The 24,225-nt window shown below is 60.0% G+C and carries 19 protein-coding genes and 1 tRNA gene; 16 read left to right on the forward strand and 4 right to left on the reverse strand.

Annotation, left to right across the window (positions count from 1 at the left end):
• Positions 1 to 130 precede the first annotated feature (130 nt).
• Positions 131 to 1,105: an alpha/beta fold hydrolase gene (locus tag ACXHXG_RS12200; protein ID WP_457899516.1), complete on the forward strand. Its 975-nt coding sequence runs from the start codon at positions 131 to 133 to the stop codon at positions 1,103 to 1,105.
• A 29-nt stretch (positions 1,106 to 1,134) separates the two neighbouring features.
• Here ACXHXG_RS12200 and hisN read toward each other — a convergent pair whose 3' ends face one another.
• Both hisN and ACXHXG_RS12210 read right to left on the reverse strand, forming a co-directional pair.
• A complete protein-coding gene (hisN, locus tag ACXHXG_RS12205) occupies positions 1,135 to 1,908 on the reverse strand; it encodes a histidinol-phosphatase (protein WP_457899416.1) in 774 nt (257 codons plus the stop codon).
• Between the two features lie 553 nt (positions 1,909 to 2,461).
• Positions 2,462 to 3,346, reverse strand: coding sequence for an N-formylglutamate amidohydrolase (locus tag ACXHXG_RS12210; RefSeq protein ID WP_457899417.1), 885 nt, complete (start codon positions 3,344 to 3,346; stop codon positions 2,462 to 2,464).
• 288 nt (positions 3,347 to 3,634) lie between these two features.
• Between ACXHXG_RS12210 and cpdR1 the strand changes: the two genes are divergently transcribed.
• The 4 genes from cpdR1 to ACXHXG_RS12230 all read left to right on the forward strand — a co-directional run bounded on the left by cpdR1 (position 3,635) and on the right by ACXHXG_RS12230 (position 4,814).
• On the forward strand, positions 3,635 to 3,997 hold the full coding sequence (gene cpdR1 / locus ACXHXG_RS12215) for a response regulator CpdR1 (protein WP_004117561.1): 363 nt from the start codon (positions 3,635 to 3,637) through the stop codon (positions 3,995 to 3,997).
• 84 nt (positions 3,998 to 4,081) lie between these two features.
• Positions 4,082 to 4,156: transfer RNA gene (locus ACXHXG_RS12220), tRNA-Val, on the forward strand.
• 192 nt (positions 4,157 to 4,348) lie between these two features.
• Entirely contained in the window at positions 4,349 to 4,564 is a 216-nt protein-coding gene (locus tag ACXHXG_RS12225) for a hypothetical protein (RefSeq protein WP_104824269.1), read from the forward strand.
• Positions 4,565 to 4,598: 34 nt separating this feature from the next.
• On the forward strand, positions 4,599 to 4,814 hold the full coding sequence (locus tag ACXHXG_RS12230; protein ID WP_104824270.1) for a hypothetical protein: 216 nt from the start codon (positions 4,599 to 4,601) through the stop codon (positions 4,812 to 4,814).
• Between the two features lie 96 nt (positions 4,815 to 4,910).
• On the opposite strand, the gene ACXHXG_RS12235 is transcribed toward ACXHXG_RS12230, so the two are convergent.
• The gene (locus ACXHXG_RS12235) at positions 4,911 to 5,219 is read right to left on the reverse strand and encodes a hypothetical protein (protein ID WP_104825206.1); all 309 of its coding nucleotides are present in this window, start codon (positions 5,217 to 5,219) and stop codon (positions 4,911 to 4,913) included.
• Positions 5,220 to 5,436: 217 nt separating this feature from the next.
• Between ACXHXG_RS12235 and ACXHXG_RS12240 the strand changes: the two genes are divergently transcribed.
• Positions 5,437 to 5,667: a hypothetical protein gene (locus ACXHXG_RS12240; protein WP_104824271.1), complete on the forward strand. Its 231-nt coding sequence runs from the start codon at positions 5,437 to 5,439 to the stop codon at positions 5,665 to 5,667.
• A gap of 91 nt (positions 5,668 to 5,758) precedes the next feature.
• The gene (locus tag ACXHXG_RS12245; RefSeq protein WP_457899418.1) at positions 5,759 to 6,229 is read left to right on the forward strand and encodes a hypothetical protein; all 471 of its coding nucleotides are present in this window, start codon (positions 5,759 to 5,761) and stop codon (positions 6,227 to 6,229) included.
• 60 nt (positions 6,230 to 6,289) lie between these two features.
• Here the strand turns inward: ACXHXG_RS12245 and ACXHXG_RS12250 are convergent, their stop codons facing one another.
• A complete protein-coding gene (locus ACXHXG_RS12250; RefSeq protein ID WP_457899419.1) occupies positions 6,290 to 6,535 on the reverse strand; it encodes a hypothetical protein in 246 nt (81 codons plus the stop codon).
• 425 nt (positions 6,536 to 6,960) lie between these two features.
• Here ACXHXG_RS12250 and ACXHXG_RS12255 point away from each other — a divergent pair, with 425 nt between their 5' ends.
• The 9 genes from ACXHXG_RS12255 to glgC all read left to right on the forward strand — a co-directional run bounded on the left by ACXHXG_RS12255 (position 6,961) and on the right by glgC (position 24,225).
• Complete coding sequence (locus ACXHXG_RS12255) at positions 6,961 to 8,058, forward strand: DUF475 domain-containing protein (protein ID WP_457899420.1); 1,098 nt, start codon at positions 6,961 to 6,963, stop codon at positions 8,056 to 8,058.
• Positions 8,059 to 8,349: 291 nt separating this feature from the next.
• Complete coding sequence (locus tag ACXHXG_RS12260; RefSeq protein WP_104824275.1) at positions 8,350 to 9,777, forward strand: mannose-1-phosphate guanylyltransferase/mannose-6-phosphate isomerase; 1,428 nt, start codon at positions 8,350 to 8,352, stop codon at positions 9,775 to 9,777.
• A gap of 180 nt (positions 9,778 to 9,957) precedes the next feature.
• Positions 9,958 to 13,278, forward strand: a complete 3,321-nt coding sequence (locus ACXHXG_RS12265) for a transglutaminase family protein (RefSeq protein WP_104824276.1) — start codon at positions 9,958 to 9,960, stop codon at positions 13,276 to 13,278.
• A 16-nt stretch (positions 13,279 to 13,294) separates the two neighbouring features.
• Positions 13,295 to 15,712, forward strand: a complete 2,418-nt coding sequence (locus tag ACXHXG_RS12270) for a circularly permuted type 2 ATP-grasp protein (protein WP_104825207.1) — start codon at positions 13,295 to 13,297, stop codon at positions 15,710 to 15,712.
• Positions 15,713 to 15,716: 4 nt separating this feature from the next.
• The gene (locus ACXHXG_RS12275) at positions 15,717 to 16,598 is read left to right on the forward strand and encodes a transglutaminase family protein (RefSeq protein ID WP_104824277.1); all 882 of its coding nucleotides are present in this window, start codon (positions 15,717 to 15,719) and stop codon (positions 16,596 to 16,598) included.
• Between the two features lie 129 nt (positions 16,599 to 16,727).
• Positions 16,728 to 17,972, forward strand: a complete 1,245-nt coding sequence (locus ACXHXG_RS12280) for a vWA domain-containing protein (RefSeq protein ID WP_104824278.1) — start codon at positions 16,728 to 16,730, stop codon at positions 17,970 to 17,972.
• 297 nt (positions 17,973 to 18,269) lie between these two features.
• A complete protein-coding gene (locus tag ACXHXG_RS12285; protein WP_457899421.1) occupies positions 18,270 to 20,732 on the forward strand; it encodes a glycogen/starch/alpha-glucan phosphorylase in 2,463 nt (820 codons plus the stop codon).
• Entirely contained in the window at positions 20,729 to 22,936 is a 2,208-nt protein-coding gene (gene glgB / locus ACXHXG_RS12290) for a 1,4-alpha-glucan branching protein GlgB (RefSeq protein ID WP_104824280.1), read from the forward strand. Before ACXHXG_RS12285 ends, glgB begins: the two co-directional genes overlap by 4 nt.
• Before the next feature lie 26 nt (positions 22,937 to 22,962).
• Positions 22,963 to 24,225 carry a glucose-1-phosphate adenylyltransferase gene (glgC, locus tag ACXHXG_RS12295; RefSeq protein WP_104824281.1) on the forward strand — a complete coding sequence of 421 codons (1,263 nt, stop codon included), beginning with the start codon at positions 22,963 to 22,965 and terminating at the stop codon, positions 24,223 to 24,225.

Here is a 24,225-nt window from a genome sequence, read left to right on the forward strand (position 1 = left end):
ACGGAGAAAAACGATAGTGCCATCGGAGACGCCGATGGAGGGATATCGCCGCCAACAAAGCAGTTGCAATTCCCTGCACCTGCGCTATCCCCTTGAGGAGGACATCCCTTCAGCGGGGCGCGACATCGTCATGGATTCGATCCTCTATTCCACTCCAGACAATCCGGTGCCGGAAAACCGCACCGAAGGGTTCTTCGAGTCATTTGACAGGCGAAAGCTGCGCTATGTCGTCTTCCGCTGCGAGCAGCCGGTCGCCAAGGGCACCGTGGTGCTGATGCAGGGCCGCAACGAGTTCATCGAGAAATATTTCGAAACGATCCGCGACTTGACCAAAAAAGGTCTCTGGGTCGCAACCTTCGATCTGCGTGGCCAAGGCGGCTCCGAGCGGCTGTTGAAGGACCCGCTGCGCGGACATGTCAGACGCTTCTCGGACTATGAGCGTGACCTGACCGCCTTCCTCGACAAGATCGTGCTGCCGGATACGCGCCTGCCGTTCTTCCTGCTGGCGCACTCGACCGGTGGACTGATCGCATTGTCGGCGGCGCCGCGGCTTGCGACCCGGATCGAGCGCATGGTGCTGTCGGCGCCCTTCGTTGGCCTCACCGGCCACGGCGTCTCGCCCGGCCTTATCCGCTCTCTCTCCGGCATAGTCTGCGCTTTTGGTCTTGGCCGGATGCAGTTCAGCAAAACTATCAAGGAAAAGCCGTTTCCGGAAAATCCGTTGACGACGGACGAGCGGCGTTATCGGCGCAATATCGCCGTCGCAACGGCCTATCCGCAGCTCACCCTCGGACCGCCGACGGCGCGCTGGCTGCTGGAAGCATTCCGCACGATCGATCGCGTCAATACGCCCGAACATCTCTTTTCCATCACCATTCCGACCGTGTTGATCGCGCCGACCCGCGACGGCGTCGTGCCCTATGCCGACCAGGAACGATTGTCGCGCTATTTCCGCGCAGCGCAGCTCGTGCCGGTTCACGGCGCCAAACACGAGATTCTTCAGGAGCGGGACGTCTATCGCAACGCCGCCCTCGCCGCCATCAACGCCTTCATCCCCGGCAGCGATGCCGAGGCGAATACGGATATGGCGGGAGTGGGGATTTAGAGCGGGATCGCGAACCCGAAAACGTATAGCTAGCGCGACAGGATCGCCATTGCCTGATCATAGACCGCGCGGCTGCCGGCGGCGATGATCGTGCCGCCCTTTTCCGGCCGACCGCCGTCCCAGGTGGTGATGATGCCGCCCGCCTGCTCGATGACGGGGATAATGCCGCCGACATCGTAGGGCTTCAGCGAATTTTCGATGACGAGATCGACGTGACCGGCGGCGAGCAGCGCATAGGCATAGCAATCCGTGCCGTAGCGGAACAGGCGCACCTGGCTCTCAATCTCGCGATATTTTGCCAACTCCTTGCCGGCGAAAAGATGCGGCGAAGTGGTGAAGAGAATGGCATTCGACAGGCTGCCGCAATCACGAACCAGCAGCCGCCTTTCGCCTTCCGGGCCGGAATAGGTCGAGCCGTTGCCGTCGGCGAAATAGCGCTCGCCCGTAAACGGCTGGTCGATCATGCCCATGACGGCGCGTCCGTTTTTCTGCAGGCCGATCAGCGTCCCCCAGACAGGCACACCGGAAATGAAGGCCCGGGTACCATCGATCGGATCGATCACCCAGACATGTTCCCTATCCAGACCGACATCGCCGTGCTCTTCGCCCAGGATGCCGTGGTCGGGAAACTCCGCCTCGATCAAGGTGCGAATCGCCACTTCGGCGGCGCGGTCGCCCTCGGTTACCGGGTCGAACCCCTGAGCCTCCTTGTTAACCACGTCGACGCCGGCGCGAAAGCGCGGCAGGGTCTCAGCCTTGGCCGCCTCGGCCAGACGATAGAAGAAGGCACGATCAGGAAGCATGGTCGATCCGGATAAATGACGGGACGGGCGAAGTCATAGCGCATAAACGCGGCGAAGCAAACCAAATGCCGTTGCGAGAGGCGGATTGCCCGGAGATCAGGCAGAAATTCAGCGATTGCCTAAATATTTTGCGCCGCAATAATCTGCTTGACATTTGTGCAATGCAGCAGCAATATCCCCTTACAGTCTTCTGACTGTAAATACCCTCCTTGGGTGTTTCCTCCCTAGACTTAGCCGCGCCACAAGCGCGGTTCTTTTTTGTCCGGGCCTATTTGTTTCATGGGAATGGCGCGGCAGATGCGCTCGATCTCGCCCTTGGCGGGCGAGAAAGCAATTTCATTGGTTTAGGAATTGCAATACCGGACGCGCTGCATATTCAACAGCCTAGCGCAATTTCTAAGCCATTGAAATTGCCAGAGCGGGGGTCCGCTTCTTGCTCGGCCTACCCCGAGAGTCGGCGCGCCCTGACCTACCCCCTCTCTTGCAAAATCTAGCAGCTAGCTAAAGCTAAATGCTGATTTTGCTTTCTCGCCCGCAAGGGGCGAGATACCCCCTACTCCGCCGCCAGCGCCGGATCGCCTGCGTAGGATTCCACATGCTCGGCCATGCGTTTCATGAACAGGGTGATAGCTGCGGCGACAGCACCGAAATCCGACCGTTTCTCCAGCGTCGTTTCATCGACGTAGAGGGAGCGGTTAACCTCGATCTGCAGGGCATGAAGTCCACGGGAGGGGCGACCATAATGCTCGGTGATGAAGCCGCCGGCATAGGGCTTGTTGCGCACGGCGTTAAAGCCGAGCTCGTCGAGAATCTGCATGGCGGCGCGCGACAGATCCGCCGAGGCGCTCGTTCCGTAGCGGTCGCCAAGGATGAAATCGGGCCGCGCATTGCTGCCGGCGATGCGGATATTGCCCGGCATGGAATGGCAGTCGACCAGAACGCCGAAGCCGAATTTGACATGGGTGCGGGCAATCAACCGGCGCAGTGTCGCATGGTAAGGCTTGTAGATCGTATCGATGCGCCTCAGCGCATCCTCGACCGGCACCCGGCGGGCGTAGATTTCCATGTTTTCGGCAACGATGCGCGGAATGGTGCCGAGACCGCCGGCGACTCGCAGCGAATTGATGTTGGCATAGGGCGGCAACACGCCATCGAACATACGCGGGTCGAGCTCATAGGGCTCGCGGTTGACGTCGATATAGGCGCGCGGGAAATTGGCGAGCAGCAGCGGCGCGCCGAGAGCGCTTGCCGCCGAAAACAGCTCATCGACATAGTGATCTTCCGAGCGGCGAATGGCGATGCCCTGCAGGCGGGACTGGGCGATAAAATCCGGTGGATAGATGCGGCCGCTATGGGGCGAGCTGTAGACAAAGGGAATTGTCTGAGAGACGGGCTCCGATACCTCAAAAATCTCGAAATTACGCATTTCTGCGGACATCAACGTCTTTACCATGTCAACAACTTGTCGCAGCATCCATGTTGCCAGTTGCTCGCCCGCAAGTCCATACTAACTTAAGCAAAATGGCCTTATACAAAGGGCCGCTACGGAAATGCCCGAAAGCACGATCCTTAAGACAGCGAAGCGGTCTTGGGAGGCGATTATGCTGCAACGGACGAACGCGAATGGCTTTGTCCTGACCCGACCATTCACCGCTTGTTTACGGCCAACGACTAAGTTGGACGCTGGACAAGTCCAACAAGACAGAAGTTGATTAGCGAACAGATGATGACCCAGAAGATACTCCTTGCCGAAGATGACAACGACATGCGTCGGTTCCTTGTGAAGGCGCTGGAAAAGGCCGGCTACAAGGTCTTGTCCTTTGACAATGGAGCAAGCGCCTACGACCGGCTGCGCGAGGAGCCCTTTTCGCTGCTGCTTACCGACATTGTCATGCCGGAGATGGATGGCATCGAACTGGCGCGCCGCGCCACCGAGCTCGATCCGGATCTGAAGGTGATGTTCATCACCGGCTTCGCCGCTGTCGCGCTGAACCCCGATTCGAAAGCGCCGAAGGATGCCAAGGTACTTTCCAAGCCTTTCCACCTGCGCGAGCTGGTCGACGAAGTCAACAAACTCCTTGCCGCCTAAGGCTTCCGGCGGCAACGTCACAAAACCGAAAAAAAGCCTATTGACGGCTACCAAGGTTTTGTGATCTATGCGCCGCCATCGGATGGGCGTGTAGCTCAGCGGGAGAGCACTACGTTGACATCGTAGGGGTCACAAGTTCGATCCTTGTCACGCCCACCATCCTTTTCAAGGGCTTAGCGAGAAATCGCTGAGCCCTTTTCGCATAAAGGCCCCAAGGTACATCGCACCTCAATAGCGTTCAGAGATCTGCCACCAGAAGCGCGCATTCCGCTGCTATGCTTGACCTTGGAGAGCGCTTGACTTGCTGATTGGTCGTGTCACCCTCTGAACAGAATAGAATGGATGTCTGCTATGACCCCAGCCCGGTTCACCGAATGCCTTCTGCATATCCGCTGGACGCCGCTCAACCTGGCGAGCGCTCTGCAATGCGACTTGTCTTGGGTGGAAGCGATGGAGGCTGGAAACGCTGAAGTGCCCGAAGGCTTGGCAGCATGGCTTGAAACCCTGGCGCAATGCCATGAGACGGCAGGCATTCCGACGAAGTACCGCGGGCGCGGACACGATTGATTTAGCTGCATCAGCATGACTTATGGAGGATGCAATGGATCTCACCAAGCTTCGAAACAACTATGAGCGCAAAATCGAGGAGCATGAAGAGCAGCTTCGCTCGCTGGAGGATAAGGACATACGCCATTTCCGTCAGGAAGGTGACGGGCCGCTGAAGGAAATAACCGACGAGATCAGGGCGGAATACCAGCGGCATATCGAAACTTACGCGACGCTGATCGCTGAGATTAATGCGATTTTGGGCGCCTGAGGTCGATCGCAGCGCGAGAAGCAAAGACGCCTCTATGAAAAAAGCGCCCTCCCGGTGAGGGAAAGGCGCTTCCGCGTGCGAAAAAGTCTTGACCGTTTAGCGATCCAGGAAATGCTGGAATACCGCCGTGTTCGGATAGGCGTAGGCGCCGCGGTCTATAAAGCTGTGCCGATACAAGCAACTTCTCAATGCCAGGATGTACATGCTGCTGTTGGGATCGGGGGAGCCCCGATACCAGGAATAGGCTTCGGGTTCACAATAGTGCAGAGCCCTGTCATATCGCGCTAGAAGCACGGGATCGCTATCGGCGCGAATGCCCTGGTATGACTGGTAGTTCGAGGGTGCTTCGCCTGCAGAGACGCAAGCGAGGCTTAACATGGCCCCTAACGCTAACATCATTCTCATTTGCTTTGACCTCTCGCTCATGGCGCATCGAATTCTCGATCGCGAGGGTTGAGGATAATCGTCTTTTCGTTGATATCCAATCACATGCTGATGTTCGGCGCTTGAACGCGTCACCGTCGGGCAGGCAAGCAGAAGTTTCACCCGCAAATCGCTTGACTTCCGGTCGCGCTGTCACACTACTGTCACGCTAAAGCATTGATCGTACGGGAGGACGAGAATGGCGATCGTGAAGAAGCAGTTCTATAAAAACCACAAGCCCAACGGCGACGAATATCTGTTCCACCTCGCCCGGGACACCGACAGCGGCGAGGTCTTCGTCATCCGCCAGTCCGACTATCTCGTCGACGGTGGCAGCGAAAAAAAGATGACGCTCTATGAATTCCTGGCCGGCGGCGGCAACCGGCAGAATGCACTGCTGCAACTGATCGGCACGCTCGTGCCGGAGTGACCGGCGCCTTCCTACGTCGGCACATTAGCGCTTCGGGATTGACTGCCACATTTCGATCGGCAAACTGCGAGGGCTTCGAAAGGACCCATTCATGCGATTCGCAGGCCTTGCTATTGGACTGACAGTGATGACCGTTGCGGCTGACGCCGCCGCACAAAATTTTCCGGCGCCCGGCGCGGTGGTGGTCAGCGGCACCTGTTCCAAGCTCGTCGTGGGCAAGCTCGATGCCTCGAAAGGCTGCAAGGGTGAGATCGCCAGCGTCACGGGGCCGGATGGCTCGGTGACGTTCATCTTTTCATCCGGCGGCAAGATGCTTGGCTTCCAGGGCAACGGCCGCGGTATCAAGCCCGGCGCGACGAAGGGAACCGCGCAATTGCCGATCGAGGTCATCTCCACGGGCGCCGGCAACAAGATGACCGGCCAGGTCGACGCCAAGGGCACCTGCACCTTCGCCAATCCTTATTCGGGCAAACCCGTCGCCATCGAATGTTCGGCGAAATCGACCGAGCTGAGCTTTGCCGCCAGCTTCCTGTCGAACGGCAAACCGCCGCACGGCAAATAAGCAAAGCCGCGCCCCGGGCCGTGAGACCCGGAGCCTCAAAAAATATCCGGCTTCCAGCTTTTATTTTGAGCGGCCTTTGTGTTTCCCGCCGTGATTGGCGTCGCCAGGTGCCTCCCGCGACAGGTCAGCGCCGCTGACATGGGCCGGCACATGAACATCTTCATGCGTTGCAGGTTGCAGCGTCAGATCGACGTTGTGCGGCGGCAATACCTGCGCCTGACGAAGGACGTTCGAACGCGTCCGTTTCTGTCGGCTCGGCTCCGGCTTTACTTCTTTCGGTCTATGATGAATGGGATGGGGGCTCATGAGAGGTCCTCCTTGTCCGCTGCTCTCTATCCGACAATCAATCCATTTCTGGATCAGTCCTGCAACGGACATCGCCCTGCCCGCCTCAAGCCCAAACGCTCCTCTTTCCCGTTTGGTTCCGGAAATTTCTATCCTGGGGAATGCGGCAGCGTCGAACCGCCGCGCCTCTTGACGGGAACCGCAATTTCACTAACTAATGGTGGTATCTCCGCGCCTTCTGACATCGGCTGCGGATTGAACTTTGGTGCCGGGCCCCTCTGGCGAGAGTTTTAACGGCGCTCTCGCGATGTCGGTACCGCCTGCAGATGAGCCGGCGGATTTCTTTTCATGAATACTCTGACCATGCCTCGCCCGCATGCCCTGTCTGGCATGCGGCCATGCCTTGAGTCCGGACACATCTTCTCCGCTCCCAAGGAGGTGCGTCGATGACGTCGTCCTCCTCCAAATCCACGCTCAGCTATTTCGGTTGGGCCTTTATCGTCACTATCGGCGGTCTTATCCTGGGCGCATTGCTCGGCTGGAACATGACGGGCACCTTGGGCGGCTTGGCAACGGCCTTTTTCATCTGCCTGGTGCTGGCCGTGCTGGAGATATCGCTCTCGTTCGACAACGCCATCGTCAATGCCAACAAGCTGAAAGAGATGACGCCGGTCTGGCAGCACCGCTTTTTGACCTGGGGCATCGTCATCGCCGTTTTCGGCATGCGAATCGTCTTTCCGCTGGCGATCGTCGCCATCGCCGCCCATATCAATCCCTGGGAGGCGCTGAAGCTCGCGGCTGCCGAACCGGAGCAATATGCCGCGATCATGCATGACGCGCATCTGCCCATCGCCGCTTTCGGCGGCACCTTCCTGATGATGGTCGGCCTCACCTATTTCTTCGATCGCGAGAAGGATGTGCACTGGATCGCCTTTGTCGAGAAGGCGATGGCGCATTTCGCCACCATCAAGGGCATCGAAATCGCCTTCGTGCTGATCCTCGTCCTGATCTTTTCTTCCCTGCTCGGTGGCGAGGATGCGACCACATTCCTCTATGCCTCCGTCTACGGTCTCCTAACCTTCCTTCTGGTCGAGGTCCTCAGTGGCTTTCTGGATGCCTCGCAAAAGACGATGAGCGCTGCCGCGAGGGGTGGCTTCGGAGCATTCCTCTATCTGGAAATCCTCGACGCCAGCTTCTCATTCGACGGTGTCATCGGCGCTTTCGCACTCACCCAAAACCTCTTCATCATCGCTATCGGCCTCGGTATCGGCGCCATGTATGTTCGCTCGATGACGGTCATGCTTGTAGAAAAGGGTACGCTCGCCCACTATCGTTACCTCGAGCATGGCGCCTTCTACGCCATCCTGATTCTCTCGGTGATCATGTATGTGCAAACGCTTATGCATATTCCCGAGGTCGTCACTGGCCTTGGCGGCGCGGCTTTGATCGGCGTCTCGCTCTGGTCGTCGATCCGCTACAACAAGCGCAACGGCACCACGCATGATCCGGCCGATGAAGAGCCCCGCGACAGAGCCAAGGCCTGACAAGATGATTCCCTGGCGTTGCCGCATAGAAATCGCGGCAACGCCTACATCTTTCGGCGGAAAATCCCACAACACGTATCTGGTCTCTCAACCGAAGCATAACTTTGATTGTTAGAATTTCCTCACTAAGATCGGGGAATGTTCGGAGTTGATGGTAAATTCGCGCTGGTGTTTTCCTGAAAAATATCGCAATGGCGAAAGCCAATTGTTCAAGGGACGCAGGTGGCGATCGCATATATTGCAGATGTCCGCGAAGCGTTCTTCAGTAAAGTGTGTAGGAGAGAGGCAGATATGGCAGCCAAAATCGTCCCAGTGATCATGGCCGGCGGCAAGGGAACACGGTTATGGCCGCTGTCGCGTGCCTCTGCGCCAAAGCAGTTCATCCAGTTCATCGGCGACAAGACGCTCTTTCAGAGCACGTTGACGCGCGTCTCCGATCCCGAACTTTACGAAGCCCCGATCGTCCTCACCAACGAAGAATTTCGCTTCCTCGTTGCCGAACAGGCGCGTGAACTCGGGCTGAAGCTGGCTGCCGTCCTGCTGGAGCCGGTTGCCCGCAACACGGCTGCCGCCGTTGCCGCCGCCGCCACGCTCGTCAGCGAACTTTTCGGCCAGGACGCCACGATGCACGTCCTCGGCTCCGATTACGAGATCGACGCCAACGGCACCTATTTCGATTGCGTTCGAACTGCCCGCGATACGGCGCTGGAAGGCAAGCTCGTGACCTTCGGCATTACACCGACCGAGCCGGCGACCGGCTACGGCTATATCGAGAGCGGCAAGGAGCTTTCGACCGGTGCGCATGCCGTCAAGCGTTTCGTCGAAAAGCCTGCCCTGGAAAAGGCGGAGGCGATGGTCGCCAGCGGCGGGTTCTACTGGAATTCCGGCATGTTCATGTTCTCCGCCGGCCAGCTTCTCGCCGAGATGCACGAATACGCACCGGAAGTCGAAAAGGCCGCCGCCAAGGCTATTGCCAAGTCGACGCGCGACCTCGATTTCACCCGCCTCGACGCAGAAGCCTTCGTCAAAAGCCCCGATATTTCCATTGACTATGCACTGATGGAAAAGACGGAGAATGCCGCCGTCGTTCCCTCGCCCTTCACCTGGTCGGATCTCGGAAGCTGGGATTCGGTCTGGAAGACCGGCAAGCGCGACGATAACGGCAACGTGGCTGCCGGCGACACGACGCTGATCAACACCAAGAATTCGCTCGTCATGACGCATGGTGTCCATCTCGCCGTGCAGGGGATGGAAGACGTCGCCGTCATCGCCAGCGAAGACGCCGTCTATGTCGGCCATCTCAAGGACAGCCAGGAAGTCGGCAAGCTGGTGAAGCTGCTCGCCAGCCAGAAGACGACGGCCAAGCTCACCGAGACCCATCCGACGTCCTATCGCCCCTGGGGCGGTTATACCTCGGTGCTGAACGGCGAACGTTTCCAGGTGAAGCGCATCTTCGTTCTGCCCGGCAAGAAGCTGTCGCTGCAGAAACATCATCACCGTTCGGAACACTGGATCGTCGTCAAGGGCACGGCGGAGGTGACGGTCGGCGAGCACGTGCAGATGCTGCGCGAAAACGAGTCGGTCTATATCCCGCTCGGCGAAGTGCACCGCCTTTCCAACCCCGGCAAGATCCTGCTGGAATTGATCGAAGTTCAGACGGGCTCCTATCTCGGCGAAGACGACATCATCCGCCTGGTCGATGAATTCGGCAGAAGCTGAGGTTTTCGACGGCATCGATTTCAAAGCGGTGGGCGAAAGCCCGCCGCTTTTATTTTTGACACCCTATGGAACGGCCCTGATTGACTGCCGAGACGCCTTGCATTCTTCCGCTGCATTGCACACACTGCCGGTGGGAACAGCAAATGCCGCACAACGTTGCGAGCTAGGCAAAGAGAAAATATGGCGATCAAAGCAAGCATTTATCATCTCACCCATTATAAATACGACAACCCGGTCCGCCTCGGCCCTCAAATCATTCGCCTGAAACCCGCTCCGCATTCCAAGACACGCGTCCTCAGTCATTCGCTGAAGGTGACGCCATCAAATCATTTCGTGAATTTGCAGCAGGACCCCTACGGCAATTATCTCGCCCGCTTCGTCTTTCCCGATCCGGTGACCGAGTTGAAGATCGAGGTCGATCTCGTTGCCGATATGACGGTCTACAATCCCTTCGACTTCTTCGTCGAAGAGGAAGCGACTAAGTGGCCTTTCGACTATCCCGAGACTATCAGCGAAGATCTGTCGATCTACATGAAGCCGGAGGAGCCGGGGCCGCGCCTTGCCGCTTTCCTTTCAACCCTCGACCGCTCCGAACAGCGCACCGTCGACATGATCGTCGGCCTCAATGCGCGGCTGCAGCATGAAATCGGCTACGTCATCCGCCTGGAAACCGGCGTACAAACGCCGGAAGAGACGCTGGAAAAGGCAAAGGGCTCCTGTCGCGATACGAGCTGGCTGCTCGTCCAGATTCTCCGCCATCTCGGCCTCGCCGCACGCTTCGTTTCCGGCTATCTCATTCAGCTCACGCCGGATCTGAAGGCGCTCGATGGGCCCTCGGGTACGGAACACGACTTTACCGACCTGCATGCCTGGGCGGAGGTCTATCTTCCCGGCGCCGGCTGGGTGGGTCTCGACCCGACCTCAGGCCTGCTGACCGGCGAGAGCCATATTCCGCTCGCCGCCACACCGCATTACCGCAACGCGGCACCGATCTCCGGCGGTTATTTCGGTGAGGCCAAGACCGAATTCGATTTCGACATGACGGTTGCCCGCGTTGCCGAGCATCCGCGCATCACCAAGCCCTTCTCCGATGAAAGCTGGGAAGCTCTGAACGCGCTCGGCGAAAAGGTCGACACCATCCTCAGGCAAGACGACGTGCGCCTGACCATGGGCGGCGAGCCGACCTTCGTCTCGATCGACGACTTCCAGTCCGATGAATGGAACACAGCCGCGGTCGGCCCGACCAAGCGCGAAAAGGCCGATAATCTGATCCGACGCCTGCGCGAACACTTCGCACCGAATGGCTTTCTGCATTACGGCCAGGGCAAATGGTATCCTGGCGAAAGCCTGCCGCGCTGGACCTTCTCGCTCTACTGGCGGCGCGACGGCCTGCCGATCTGGTCGAACCCCGACCTGATCGCCAACGAGGGCCGCAACTACAGCGTTACCGAGGACGATGCCGGTCGCCTCCTGACGGCGATCGCCGGCGAGCTCGATATCGAGCCCGACTACGTGGCGCCGGCTTTCGAAGACCCGGCCGAATGGCTGGTCAAGGAAGCGAACCTGCCCGACAATGTCGACCCGTCCAACTCGAAGCTGAAGGATCCGGAGGAACGCTCACGCATGGCCCGCGTCTTCGAGCGCGGGCTGACGCGACCGACGGGCTATATTCTGCCGGTACAGGCCTGGAATGCGCGCGCCAGCGGTCGTCGCTGGGTCAGTGAGAAATGGCGCACCCGCCGCGGCCGCATCTTCCTCATGCCCGGCGACAGCCCGGTCGGCTATCGCCTGCCGCTGAATTCGCTCGACTGGATACCGGCATCGCAATATCCCTACATCAACCCGATGGACCCGACGATCCCGCGCGAGGCACTGCCGGATTACGGTCAGGACAAGGGCCGGCCGCTGCAAGCCGCCCATTTCCAGCCCTTTGCCGGCCAGCAGCCGACCATGCCGCAATCGATCGACGAGATCGGCGGCTATGTCCGCACCGCGATCTCGGTCGAGCCGCGCGACGGGCGCCTCTGCATCTTCATGCCGCCGACGGTCAGCGTGGAGGATTACCTCGACCTCGTCGCCTCCGCCGAACGCGCGGCCGCGGCCCTGAACCTGCCTGTTCACATCGAAGGCTATCCGCCACCCCAGGACGAGCGCATCAACGTGATCCGCGTCGCTCCCGATCCCGGCGTGATCGAAGTCAACATTCATCCGGCTTCGAGCTGGCAGGAATGTGTCGATATCACCACCGCGGTCTATGAAGAGGCCCGGCAAACGCGCCTCGGCACCGACAAATTCATGATCGACGGCCGCCACACCGGCACCGGCGGCGGCAACCACGTCGTCGTCGGCGGCGCCAATCCGAACGACAGCCCGTTCCTGCGCCGGCCGGACCTTTTGAAGAGCCTGGTGCTGCATTGGCAGCGCCACCCCTCGCTCTCCTATCTCTTCTCCGGCCTGTTCATCGGCCCAACCAGCCAGGCGCCGCGCATCGACGAGGCACGTCACGACAGCCTCTACGAACTGGAGATCGCGCTGGCGCAGGTGCCGGCACCCGGTCGCGGCATCCCGCCGCTGCCCTGGCTCGTCGACCGCCTGTTCCGCAACCTTCTGACCGACGTCAGCGGCAACACGCACCGCTCGGAAATCTGCATCGACAAGCTGTTTTCCCCGGATGGACCGACCGGCCGCCTTGGCCTGGTGGAACTCCGTGGCTTCGAAATGCCGCCGAACGCCCGCATGAGCCTTGCCCAGCAATTGCTGGTCCGCGCCCTCATCGCCCGTTTCTGGCGCAATCCGATCGACGGCAAGTTCGTCCGCTGGGGCACCGCGCTGCACGACCGCTTCATGCTGCCGCATCATATCTGGCAGGATTTCCTCGATGTGCTGACGGATCTTCGGGAAAACGGCTTCGACCTTCGTCCCGAATGGTTCCAGGCGCAGCTCGAATTCCGTTTCCCCTTCTGCGGCGAAGTCGAATACGAAGGCAGCAAGCTGGAACTGCGCCAGGCCTTGGAGCCCTGGCATGTCATGGGTGAGGAAGGCGCGATCGGCGGCACCGTCCGTTATGTCGATTCGTCGGTGGAGCGGCTGCAGGTGCGGTTCGAAACCAACAATCCCTCGCGTTATGTCGTCGCCTGCAACGGCCGCGCCGTGCCGCTGACGCCCACGGGCGCCTCGGGCGTTTCCATCGCCGGCGTCCGTTACAAGGCCTGGCATCCGGCCTCGGGCCTGCACCCGGTTCTGCCGATCGATACACCTCTGACCTTCGACATTTATGATACATGGTCGAAGCGTTCGATCGGCGGCTGTATCTATCATGTTGCCCATCCCGGCGGCCGGAACTATGACACCTTCCCTGTCAATGGCAATGAGGCCGAAGCGCGGCGTTTGGCGCGATTCGAACCTTGGGGACATACGGCGGGCGGTTATAATCTGCGCACAGAATCAGTGTCGGGAGAATTTCCGCTGACGCTCGATCTGAGGCGGCCGATAGGAGTTTGAAACGGGCATACGCATGGTGGGGAAGAAACCAGCGACGGAACGGCGGGACGAGGTAAGGGCTGGCATCGGCAACGATCCGGCGTTTGCCTATTCCGCCATGCCCGGCGTCGCCGACGAAATGGTCGACAATACCGGAGCGGTACGGCCGGTCTGGCAAAATCTGCTGGCCGCGCTCGCGCGCATGCCGGAAAGGGAACTCCTGGAACGTTTCGCCCGTGCCGACCGCTATCTGCGCGACGCTGGCGTTTTCTACCGCGCCTATGGAGCAGCCGGCGTCAGCGAACGCAACTGGCCGATTTCGCACATTCCCGTTCTGATCGACGAGCGCGAATGGCAGACGCTGTCGGCCGGCCTGCAGCAACGCGCCGATCTGCTGGAGGAGGTCATCGCCGATATCTATGGCGATAACCGGCTGGTCAACGAAGGCTTGCTGCCGCCGGCGCTGATCGCCGCCAACCCGGAATTCCTGCGGCCGCTCGCCGGTGTCAAACCCGCGAACGGGCACTATCTCCACTTCCTGGCCTTCGAGATCGGCCGTGGTCCGGACGGCAATTGGTGGGTGCTGGCCGATCGTGCCCAGGCTCCGTCGGGTGCCGGTTTCGCGCTGGAGACCCGCGTCGCCACCACGCGCGCTTTCTCCGATATCTATGCAGAGACAAAAGTGCATCGTCTCGCATCCTTCTTCGGCGCCTTCCGCGACGCGTTGCAGGGTGCAAAGCGCGGCACGACCGACCGCATTGCCGTCTTGACGCCGGGGCCCGCCAACGAGACCTACTACGAACACGCCTATATTGCTCGCTACCTCGGCTTCATGCTGCTCGAAGGCGAGGACATTACCGTCGTCAACGATCAACTGATGGTGCGTACCGTCGCGGGCTTGAGGCCGATCAGCGTGCTGTGGCGCCGCCTCGATGCATCCTATGCCGACCCGCTGGAGCTCAATCAGCAATCCCATATCGGCACGCCTGGCATGGTCGAGGCGCTGAGGGCGCAAACCGTCACCATCGTCAACGCGCTCGGTTCGGGCATTCTGGAAACCCGCGCCCTGCTCGCCTTCATGCCCACCATCTGCCGGCATCTGCGTGGCGAGGACCTGAAGCTGCCGTCGATCGCTACCTGGTGGTGCGGACAAAAGACCGAGCGCGAACATGTCGCCGCGCATATCGAAAAAATGGTGATCGGCCCGGCCTATTCCTGCATGCCCTTCTTCGACGACAATGGCCAGTCAGTGCTAGGCTCGACGCTGCGCACCACCGCCAAGGAATCGATTACCGACTGGCTGCGGACGGACGGCCACAAGCTGGTTGGCCAGGAGGTCGTCACCCTCTCGACGACTCCTGCCTGGGTAAACGGCAAACTGCTACCGCGGCCGATGAGCCTGCGCGTCTTTGCCGCCCGCACCGAAAACGGCTGGCAGATCATGCCGGGCGGCTTTGCCCGTATCGGCAGCGGCGACGATGTTGCCGCCATCGCCATGCAGTCCGGCGGCTCGGCCGCCGATGTCTGGATCGTTTCCGACAAACCGGTTGAGCGCCACACGCTGCTGCCGGCCGAAGAGACCTTCACCCGCAACATGCCCGGCAGCCTGCCGAGCCGCGCCGCTGACAACCTCTTCTGGCTCGGCCGTTATATCGAACGCGCCGAAGGGGCCTTGCGCATCCTGCGCGCCTGGCACGGCCGCTTTGCCGAAGCCGCCGACCCCACTCAGCCGCTGCTTGCCGCTGTCAGCGCCTATCTCGCCGCCGTCGATATCGATACCAAGGAAGCCGTGCCGGAAAGCCTGCTGCGCAATATCGACAGCGCCGTCTATTCCGCCAGCAACATCCGCGACCGCTTCTCGCCGGACGGCTGGCTGGCGCTGAACGATCTCGCCAAGACCGCCCGCCGCTTCAAGGAAAAGGTCAAATCCGGCGACGACGCCAGTCACGCGATGACGATCCTCCTGCGCAAGCTCGCGGGCTTTGCCGGTCTCGTGCATGAAAACATGTATCGTTTCACCGGCTGGCGCTTCCTGTCGCTCGGCCGCTATATCGAGCGCGGACTGCATATGACGCGCCTGCTCGGCTACATGTCCGGCCCGGAGGCGCCCGACGGCGCGCTCGACATGCTGCTCGAAATCGGCGACAGCGTGATGACCCATCGCCGCCGCTACAACGTCAATACCGCTCGGTTGACGGTGACCGATCTGCTGGCGCTCGATCCACTTAACCCGCGCTCGATTCTCTTCCAGATGAACGAAATCCATCGGGAAGTGGAGCAATTGCCGAACGCCTTCGTCAACGGCCAGATGTCGCCCTTCTACCGCGAAGCCATGCGGCTGCATTCGGGCCTGGCCGTTATGACGCCGGAGGCCATGAACGACGAGGTCTACAAAAAGCTGGAACGGGAGCTGGAGCATCTCTCCGATCTCCTGGCCCAGACCTATCTCGGATGATGTGATGCTTTACGACCTCTCGCTGCACATGGGCTATATCTACGACGTGCCGGCCAGCGGCGCGCGTCATATCGTGCGCGTGCTACCGCTGTCGCTCGCCAACCGCCAGCGCTTGATTGCCGGCTCGCTGAAAGTCACGCCCCATCCGGACGAGCAGTCGAACTTCACCGATTTTTTCCAGCATCCAGCGACTTCGATCCTGGTGCGCAACCCCCATGAAAAGCTCGACATCCGCATGCAGGCGCGGGTGCAGGTCGAGAGCCAGCCGGTCTCCGCCGACTTCTCGCCCGTACTTGCCAAACTGCCGGATGAAATCAGCGACTGCTGGTCGATCGAGCCATCCTCGCCGCATCATTTCATCGGCACAAGCCCGCGTCTGCCGGAGACGACGGAGATCGCCGACTATGCCCGGCAATGGGCGACGACCAATCTGACGGTGATGCAGATCGCCCACGCCGTCTGCGCCCAGATCCACAAGGATTTCCTCTACGACCCCAAGGCGACGACGGTCGACACCGCGCCGAAAGAGGCATTCCGCCTGAAACGCGGCGTCTGCCAGGATTTCGCGCATGTCATGATCATCGCGTTGCGTAGCCTCGGCATTCCGGCCGGCTATGTCAGCGGCTTCCTGCGCACCATCCCGCCGCCCGGCAAGGAGCGGCTGGAAGGCGCCGATGCCATGCATGCCTGGGTGCGCATCTGGTGCGGCGAAACGGCAGGCTGGATCGAGCTCGATCCGACCAACAATATCCCGGCCGGAACCGACCATATCGTCGTCGCCTACGGCCGCGACTATTCCGACGTCGCCCCTGTTATCGGTGTGCTGAAGAGCTATGGAACCCAGAAGACGGTGCAGGCCGTCGACGTCATTCCATTAAAGCAGTAGTTTCGAATACAACCCTAAATCGGAAATATTCGCGTCATTTGCTAAAAGTCGAATGATCATCTCAACGCCGTCCTTAGAGTTTTCGCCGATAGTCGCGGTTCTGGGGCATATACTTTTTGGGCGGACGTGATGATCACTTGTTCGAGCAAATTCCGTGGCATTCAAAATCTTTTGCGCGATCGCGCCGGCAATTTCGGCATATTGACCGCGCTAGCCATTCCCGTCCTCGCGGCCGCGGCTGGCGTTGCGGTCGATGTTTCCAATATGGCTGTAACGGACAGCCAACTGCAGGAAGCGACCGATGCGGCGGCCCTTGCCACGGCAACGGCACTTGCCAATGGCAGTGCGACGACATCCAACGCCCAGCAACTGGCCGCTGACTTCGTGACCGGGCAGATGTCGAATTATCTTGCCGGCGATGCGAGTGCCACCAGCGCACTCAGGGCCGGCACAACCGCAACGGTGACGAAAACGACCGATTCGTCAGGCAATGCCAGCTATTCCGTCGTTGTGAACGCGTCCTATGCGATGCCGGTGAACGGCATGACCCGCATGCTAGGCCTCACCACGATGAATGTCGGCGCATCGAGCACGTCGGTCAGTGGCAACAATACATCCACGCAAAAGAATCCGCTGTCCATGTATTTCGTTCTCGACCGTTCTGGCTCGATGGACGAACCAACGGACACGGTCAACACCGAGCAGCCGACGACGACGTACACATATGCCTGCACGACGACCAACTCGAAAGGCAAGACCGTCAATAGTACCTGCACGGGTACGCAAACCAATTATTACACCAAGCTTCAATCGCTGAAGATCGCTACCGCGAACTTGGCGGCACAATTGAACACGGCCGACCCCAACAGCATGTATGTTCGCACTGGCGCCGACTCCTACAATTCCAGCGCCCAGACGCCGACGGCGCTCGCCTGGGGTACCAGCGGCGTCACCAGCTACGTCAACAACCTGACAGCAAGCGGCACGACAAACTCGGCGCCTGCATTCACGGCTGCAGTGACCGCCCTCACGATGGCATCCACGACGCCGGGGCTCACGAACGAACAGTTGCAGCACAAGAACAAGAACGGCTCAACGAACCCGAGCACCTATATCGTCTTCATGACCGACGGCGACAACAACGTGGCAAGCGCCGACGCAAACACCAAGATCCAGTGCGATGCGGCACGCACTGCCGGCATCCATGTCTACACGATCGCCTTCATGGCGCCCGCAAACGGTCAGGCTCTGCTGAAGTACTGCGCAACGTCGGCCTCCGACTACTTCACGCCGCAGAATGCAGCAGACCTGTTCAGCGCCTTTTCGTCGATTGCAACGCAGGCGTCAAAGAAAATGACGCTCCTGACCAAATAACAACCGGAGCGCGATGCACCGGAAACTATGAATAGATCGTAAAAACGAAAGCCGCTCCAGAATAATCCGGAGCGGCTTTCGCGCGTTAGCTAATCCGGCGATAAGAGCCGGAAAAACAATCGGAATCAAGTCTTTTTAGCGCTTTGAGAGCATTTGCCCGGTATTTTCGCATCTGCCGAATTCACTTGTTGCAACGGCTTTACATCGGTGCATAAACTGCTAGGTAAAGGCGATGGCAATTTGATTTATCAGGCGTAACGCCCTGAATATAAATCACAAATGGCGAGACTTGATAGTATGAATAACTTGACCAAGGCCAATCTCCCCGTTCCTGCTCCGCGCAGTTCCCACCCCGAAATCCTTGCGGAAGAAATCATCGAGCGCCTGACCTATCGCATCGGCAAGGATGCAAAAGTGGCCAAGCCGCACGATTGGTTGACGGCGACGATCCTTGTCATTCGCGACCGTGTCATCGACAAATGGATGGAATCGACCCGCAAGGTGTACGAGACCGGTGCCAAGCGCGTCTACTATCTATCCCTCGAATTCCTCATCGGCCGCCTGATGCGCGACGCTGTGTCGAACCTCGGCCTGATGGAGGAGATCACCAATGCGCTCTCCTCGCTCGGCGTCGACATCCGCGTCATCGCCGGCCTTGAGCCGGACGCGGCGCTCGGCAACGGCGGCCTTGGCCGTCTCGCCGCCTGCTTCATGGAATCTATGGCGACCGTCGATGTGCCGGCCTATGGCTACGGCATTCGCTACGTCCACGGCCTGTTCCGCCAGCAGATGGCCGACGGCTGGCAGGTGGAACTGCCGGAAACCTGGCTTGCCCACGGCAATCCATGGGAATTCGAGCGTCAGGAAAGCGCCTATGAAATCGGTTTCGGCGGCGCCGTCGAATTCGTCAGCGGCCATGACGACCAGCCGCGCTATGTCTGGAAGCCGGCCGAACGCGTCATCGCCGCCGCCTTCGATACGCCCGTCGTCGGCTGGCGCGCCAAGCGCGTCAACACGCTGCGCCTCTGGTCGGCACAGCCGATCGACCCGATCCTGCTCGACGCCTTCAATGCCGGCGACCATATCGGCGCGCTGCGTGAAAGTAACAAGGCGGAAAGCCTGACCCGCGTTCTCTACCCGGCCGACGCGACGCCTGCCGGCCAGGAACTGCGTCTGCGCCAGGAATTCTTCTTCTCGTCGGCCTCGCTGCAGGACATCCTGCGCCGCCATCTGCAGCAGTATGACGATCTCACCAACCTCGCCGACAAGGTCGCGATCCAACTGAACGACACCCATCCGGCCGTTTCCGTCGCCGAAATGATGCGCCTTCTGGTCGATGTTCACGGCCTCGAGTTCGACGCCGCCTGGGATATCACCCGCAACACCTTCGGCTACACCAACCACACGCTTCTTCCGGAAGCGCTTGAAAGCTGGCCGGTGCCGCTGTTCGAACGGCTGCTGCCCCGCCACATGCAGATCGTCTATGCGATCAATGCCAAGATCCTGGTCGAAGCCCGCAAGGCCCGCAATTTCAGCGACGCGGAAATCCGCTCGATCTCGCTGATCGATGAAAATGGCGACCGCCGCCTGCGCATGGGCAATCTCGCTTTCGTCGGCTCGCACTCGATCAATGGCGTCTCGGCGCTTCACACCGACCTGATGAAGGTCACGGTCTTCTCTGATCTCCACAAGCTTTACCCGGATCGCATCAACAACAAGACCAACGGCATCACGCCACGCCGCTGGCTGATGCAATGCAATCCGGGCCTGACCAATCTCGTGCGCGAAACCATCGGCGACGCGTTCCTCGACGATGCGGAAAAGCTGAAGCCGCTCGACCAATTCGCCCGCGACAGCGCCTTCCAGGAGAAGTTCGCCGCCGTCAAACGCGCCAACAAGGTGCAGCTTTCCAATCTCGTCGCCAGCCGCATGGGCATCAAGCTCGACCCCAACGCGATGTTCGACATCCAGATCAAGCGCATCCATGAATACAAGCGCCAGCTTCTGAACATCATCGAAGCCATCGCGCTTTATGATCAGATCCGCTCGCATCCGGAACTGGACTGGCAGCCACGCGTAAAGCTGTTCGCCGGCAAGGCGGCGCCGAGCTATCACAACGCCAAGCTGATCATCAAGCTGATCAACGACGTCGCCCGCGTCATCAACCACGACCCTTCGGTGCGTGGCCTGCTGAAGGTCGTCTTCGTGCCGAACTATAACGTCTCGCTCGCCGAGGTTATGGTTCCTGCTGCGGACCTTTCCGAGCAGATTTCGACCGCCGGCATGGAGGCATCCGGTACCGGCAACATGAAGTTCGGCCTCAACGGCGCCCTGACCATCGGCACGCTGGACGGCGCCAACGTCGAAATGCGCGACAATGTCGGTGAAGACAACATCGTGATCTTCGGCCTGAAAGCCGACGAGGTCGCCAATCTGCGCAGCGACGGCCACGATCCCCGCGCCGTCATCGAACGTTCGCGCGAATTGGCGCAGGCCCTTTCGGCCATCGCGTCTGGTGTCTTCTCCCCGGACGACCGCAGCCGTTATGCCGGCCTGATCGACGGCATCTACGCCCATGACTGGTTCATGGTCGCGGCCGATTTCGACGCCTACGCCGCCGCTCAGCGCCAGGTCGATACCCTCTGGGCCAATCCCTCCGAGTGGTACGCGAAGACGATCAACAACACCGCTCGGATGGGCTGGTTCTCCTCCGATCGCACGATCCGCCAATACGCCAAGGAAATCTGGAGAGCCGGATGAAAAAGCCGAAAAGACCCGCTGACGGCACCGCCTTGAGGGACATTTCGGCAGACGAGATTGCTGCAATTCTCGCAGGCACACATTCCGATCCATTCGCCGTCCTCGGCGTCCATCGGACGGATAATGGGTTCATCGCCCGTTGCTTCATTCTCGGCGCAGAAGCCGTCACCGCCACGGCGTTGGACGGCTCCGTCATCGGCGAGCTGGATCGTCTCGATCCAGCCGGGTTCTTTTCCGGTAATATCACGGTCACCAAGCAGCAGCCGGTGCGCTATCGCGCCCGGCGCGGCGATTCCGAATGGGCGGTGACCGATCCCTACAGCTTCGGCCCGGTTCTCGGTCCGATGGACGATTACTTCGTCCGCGAGGGTACCCATCTGCGTTTGTTCGACAAGATGGGCGCTCACCTCTTGAAGCACGAAGGCGTACAGGGCTTTCACTTTGCCGTCTGGGCGCCGAATGCGCAGCGCGTTTCCGTGGTTGGCGACTTCAACAATTGGGACGGCCGCCGGCATGTCATGCGCTTTCGCTCGGACTCCGGCATCTGGGAAATCTTCGCGCCAGACGTTCCAGCCGGCGTCGCCTACAAGTTCGAAATCCGCGGCCATGACGGCGTGCTCCTGCCGTTGAAGGCCGATCCCTTCGCCCGTCGCAGCGAACTCCGGCCGAAGACCGCTTCGGTCACCGCCACCGAAATGACCCAGGTCTGGGAAGACGAGGCCCATCTCGAACATTGGGCCAGTGTCGATAAGCGCCGCCAGCCGATCTCGATCTACGAGGTGCATGCCGCCTCATGGCAGCGCCGCGACGATGGTTCCATGCTCTCCTGGGACGAGCTTGCCTCGCGCCTCATTCCCTATTGCGTCGACATGGGCTTCACCCATATCGAATTCCTGCCGATCACCGAACATCCTTACGATCCGTCCTGGGGCTATCAGACCACCGGCCTCTATGCACCGACGGCCCGTTTCGGCGAACCGGAAGGCTTGGCGCGCTTCGTCAACGGCTGTCACAAGGTCGGCATCGGCGTCATTCTCGATTGGGTGCCGGCGCATTTCCCGACCGACGAACACGGCCTCGGCTGGTTCGACGGTACCGCGCTCTACGAGCATGAAGATCCGCGCAAGGGCTTCCATCCCGACTGGAACACGGCGATCTACAATTTCGGTCGCACCGAAGTTCTCGCCTACCTGCAGAACAATGCGCTCTATTGGGCCGAGAAATTTCATCTCGACGGCGTGCGCGTCGACGCCGTCGCCTCGATGCTCTACCTCGACTATTCCCGCAAGCACGGCGAATGGATCCCGAACGAATATGGCGGCAACGAGAACCTGGAAGCGGTTCGCTTCCTGCAATCGATGAACACCAGGCTTTATGGTTCGCACCCGGGCGTGATGACCATCGCGGAGGAATCGACCTCCTGGCCGAAAGTCTCGCAGCCGGTCCACGAAGGCGGCCTTGGCTTCGGCTTCAAGTGGAATATGGGCTTCATGCACGACACGCTGAGCTATCTCGCCCGCGAGCCCGTGCATCGCAGATATCACCACAACGAACTGACCTTCGGCCTGATCTATGCTTTCTCGGAAAATTTCGTTCTGCCGCTCTCCCATGACGAAGTGGTACACGGAAAGGGGTCGCTGATTGCCAAGATGGCGGGTGACGATTGGCAGAAATTTGCCAACCTGCGCGCCTATTACGCTTTCATGTGGGGCTATCCGGGCAAGAAGCTGTTGTTCATGGGCCAGGAATTCGCGCAATGGAGCGAGTGGAGCGAAGCCCGTGCGCTGGATTGGAACCTTCTGCAGTACCGCATGCATGAAGGCATGCGACGCCTGGTGCGTGATCTCAACTTCACCTATCGCAGCAAAGCAGCACTGCATGCCCGGGACTGCGAGGGCGAAGGTTTCGAGTGGTTGATCGTCGATGACTTTGAGAATTCGGTCTTTGCCTGGCTGCGCAAGGCGCCGGGCGAAAAGCCGGTCGCGGTCATCACCAATTTCACGCCGGTCTACCGCGAGAATTACACTTTGCGCCTGCCGGCTGAGGGGCGGTGGCGCGAAATATTGAACACCGATGCCGATATTTACGGCGGCAGCGGCAAGGGCAATGGCGGGCGCGTGCAGGCCGTCAGTGCGGGCGGAGGCATACAAGCGACGATAACGCTACCTCCCCTGGCGACGATCATGCTTGAACCGGAATCTTGAAATCATCACAGACAGGGAGGACTGAAATGGTAGAAAAACGTATCCAGCCACTGGCCCGCGACGCCATGGCCTACGTTCTTGCCGGTGGCCGGGGCAGCCGCCTGAAAGAGCTAACCGACCGCCGTGCCAAACCTGCCGTCTACTTCGGCGGCAAGGCTCGTATCATTGATTTCGCGCTATCCAACGCGCTGAACTCCGGTATCCGCCGCATCGGCGTCGCGACCCAATACAAGGCGCACTCCCTTATTCGCCACCTGCAGCGCGGCTGGAACTTCCTGCGCCCTGAGCGTAATGAAAGCTTCGACATCCTGCCGGCGAGCCAGCGCGTTTCCGAAACGCAGTGGTACGAAGGCACGGCCGACGCCGTCTATCAGAACATCGACATCATCGAGCCCTATGGTCCTGAATACATGGTCATCCTTGCCGGCGACCATATTTACAAGATGGACTATGAGTGGATGCTGCAGCAGCACGTCGATTCCGGCGCCGATGTCACCATCGGCTGCCTCGAAGTGCCGCGCATGGATGCCGTCGGCTTCGGCGTCATGCATGTCGACGAGAAGGACCGGATCATCGACTTCGTCGAGAAGCCGGCGGACCCGCCGGGCATTCCCGGCAATCCCGATTTCGCGCTGGCGTCGATGGGCATCTACGTCTTCCACACGAAGTTCCTGATCGAGTGCCTGCGCCGCGATGCTGCCGATCCGAATTCCAGCCGCGACTTCGGCAAGGATATCATCCCCTACATCGTCAAGAACGGCAAAGCCGTCGCCCATCGCTTCACGCAATCCTGCGTGCGCTCCGATTTCGAGCGCGAAGCCTACTGGCGCGATGTCGGTACGGTCGACGCCTACTGGCAGGCCAATATCGACCTGACCGCCGTGGTGCCGGAACTCGACATCTACGACAAGTCCTGGCCAATCTGGACCTATGCCGAAATCACCCCGCCGGCCAAGTTCGTCCATGACGACGAGGATCGCCGCGGTTCGGCCGTCTCCTCCGTCGTTGCCGGCGACTGCATCATTTCCGGCGCGAGCCTGTCGAACAGCCTGCTGTTTACCGGCGTGCGCGCCAACTCCTATTCCAAGCTGGAAGGGGCCGTCGTGCTGCCGAGCGTCAAGATCGGCCGTCGCGCCCAGCTAAAGAATGTCGTCATCGACCATGGCGTCACCATTCCGGAAGGCCTGGTGGTCGGCGAAGATCCGGAACTGGATGGCAAACGCTTCCGTCGCACGGAAAGTGGTATCTGCCTGATCACCCAGACGATGATCGACAAGCTGGATATCTGA

It is taken from the genome of Rhizobium sp. LEGMi-198b (genome assembly GCF_054114205.1).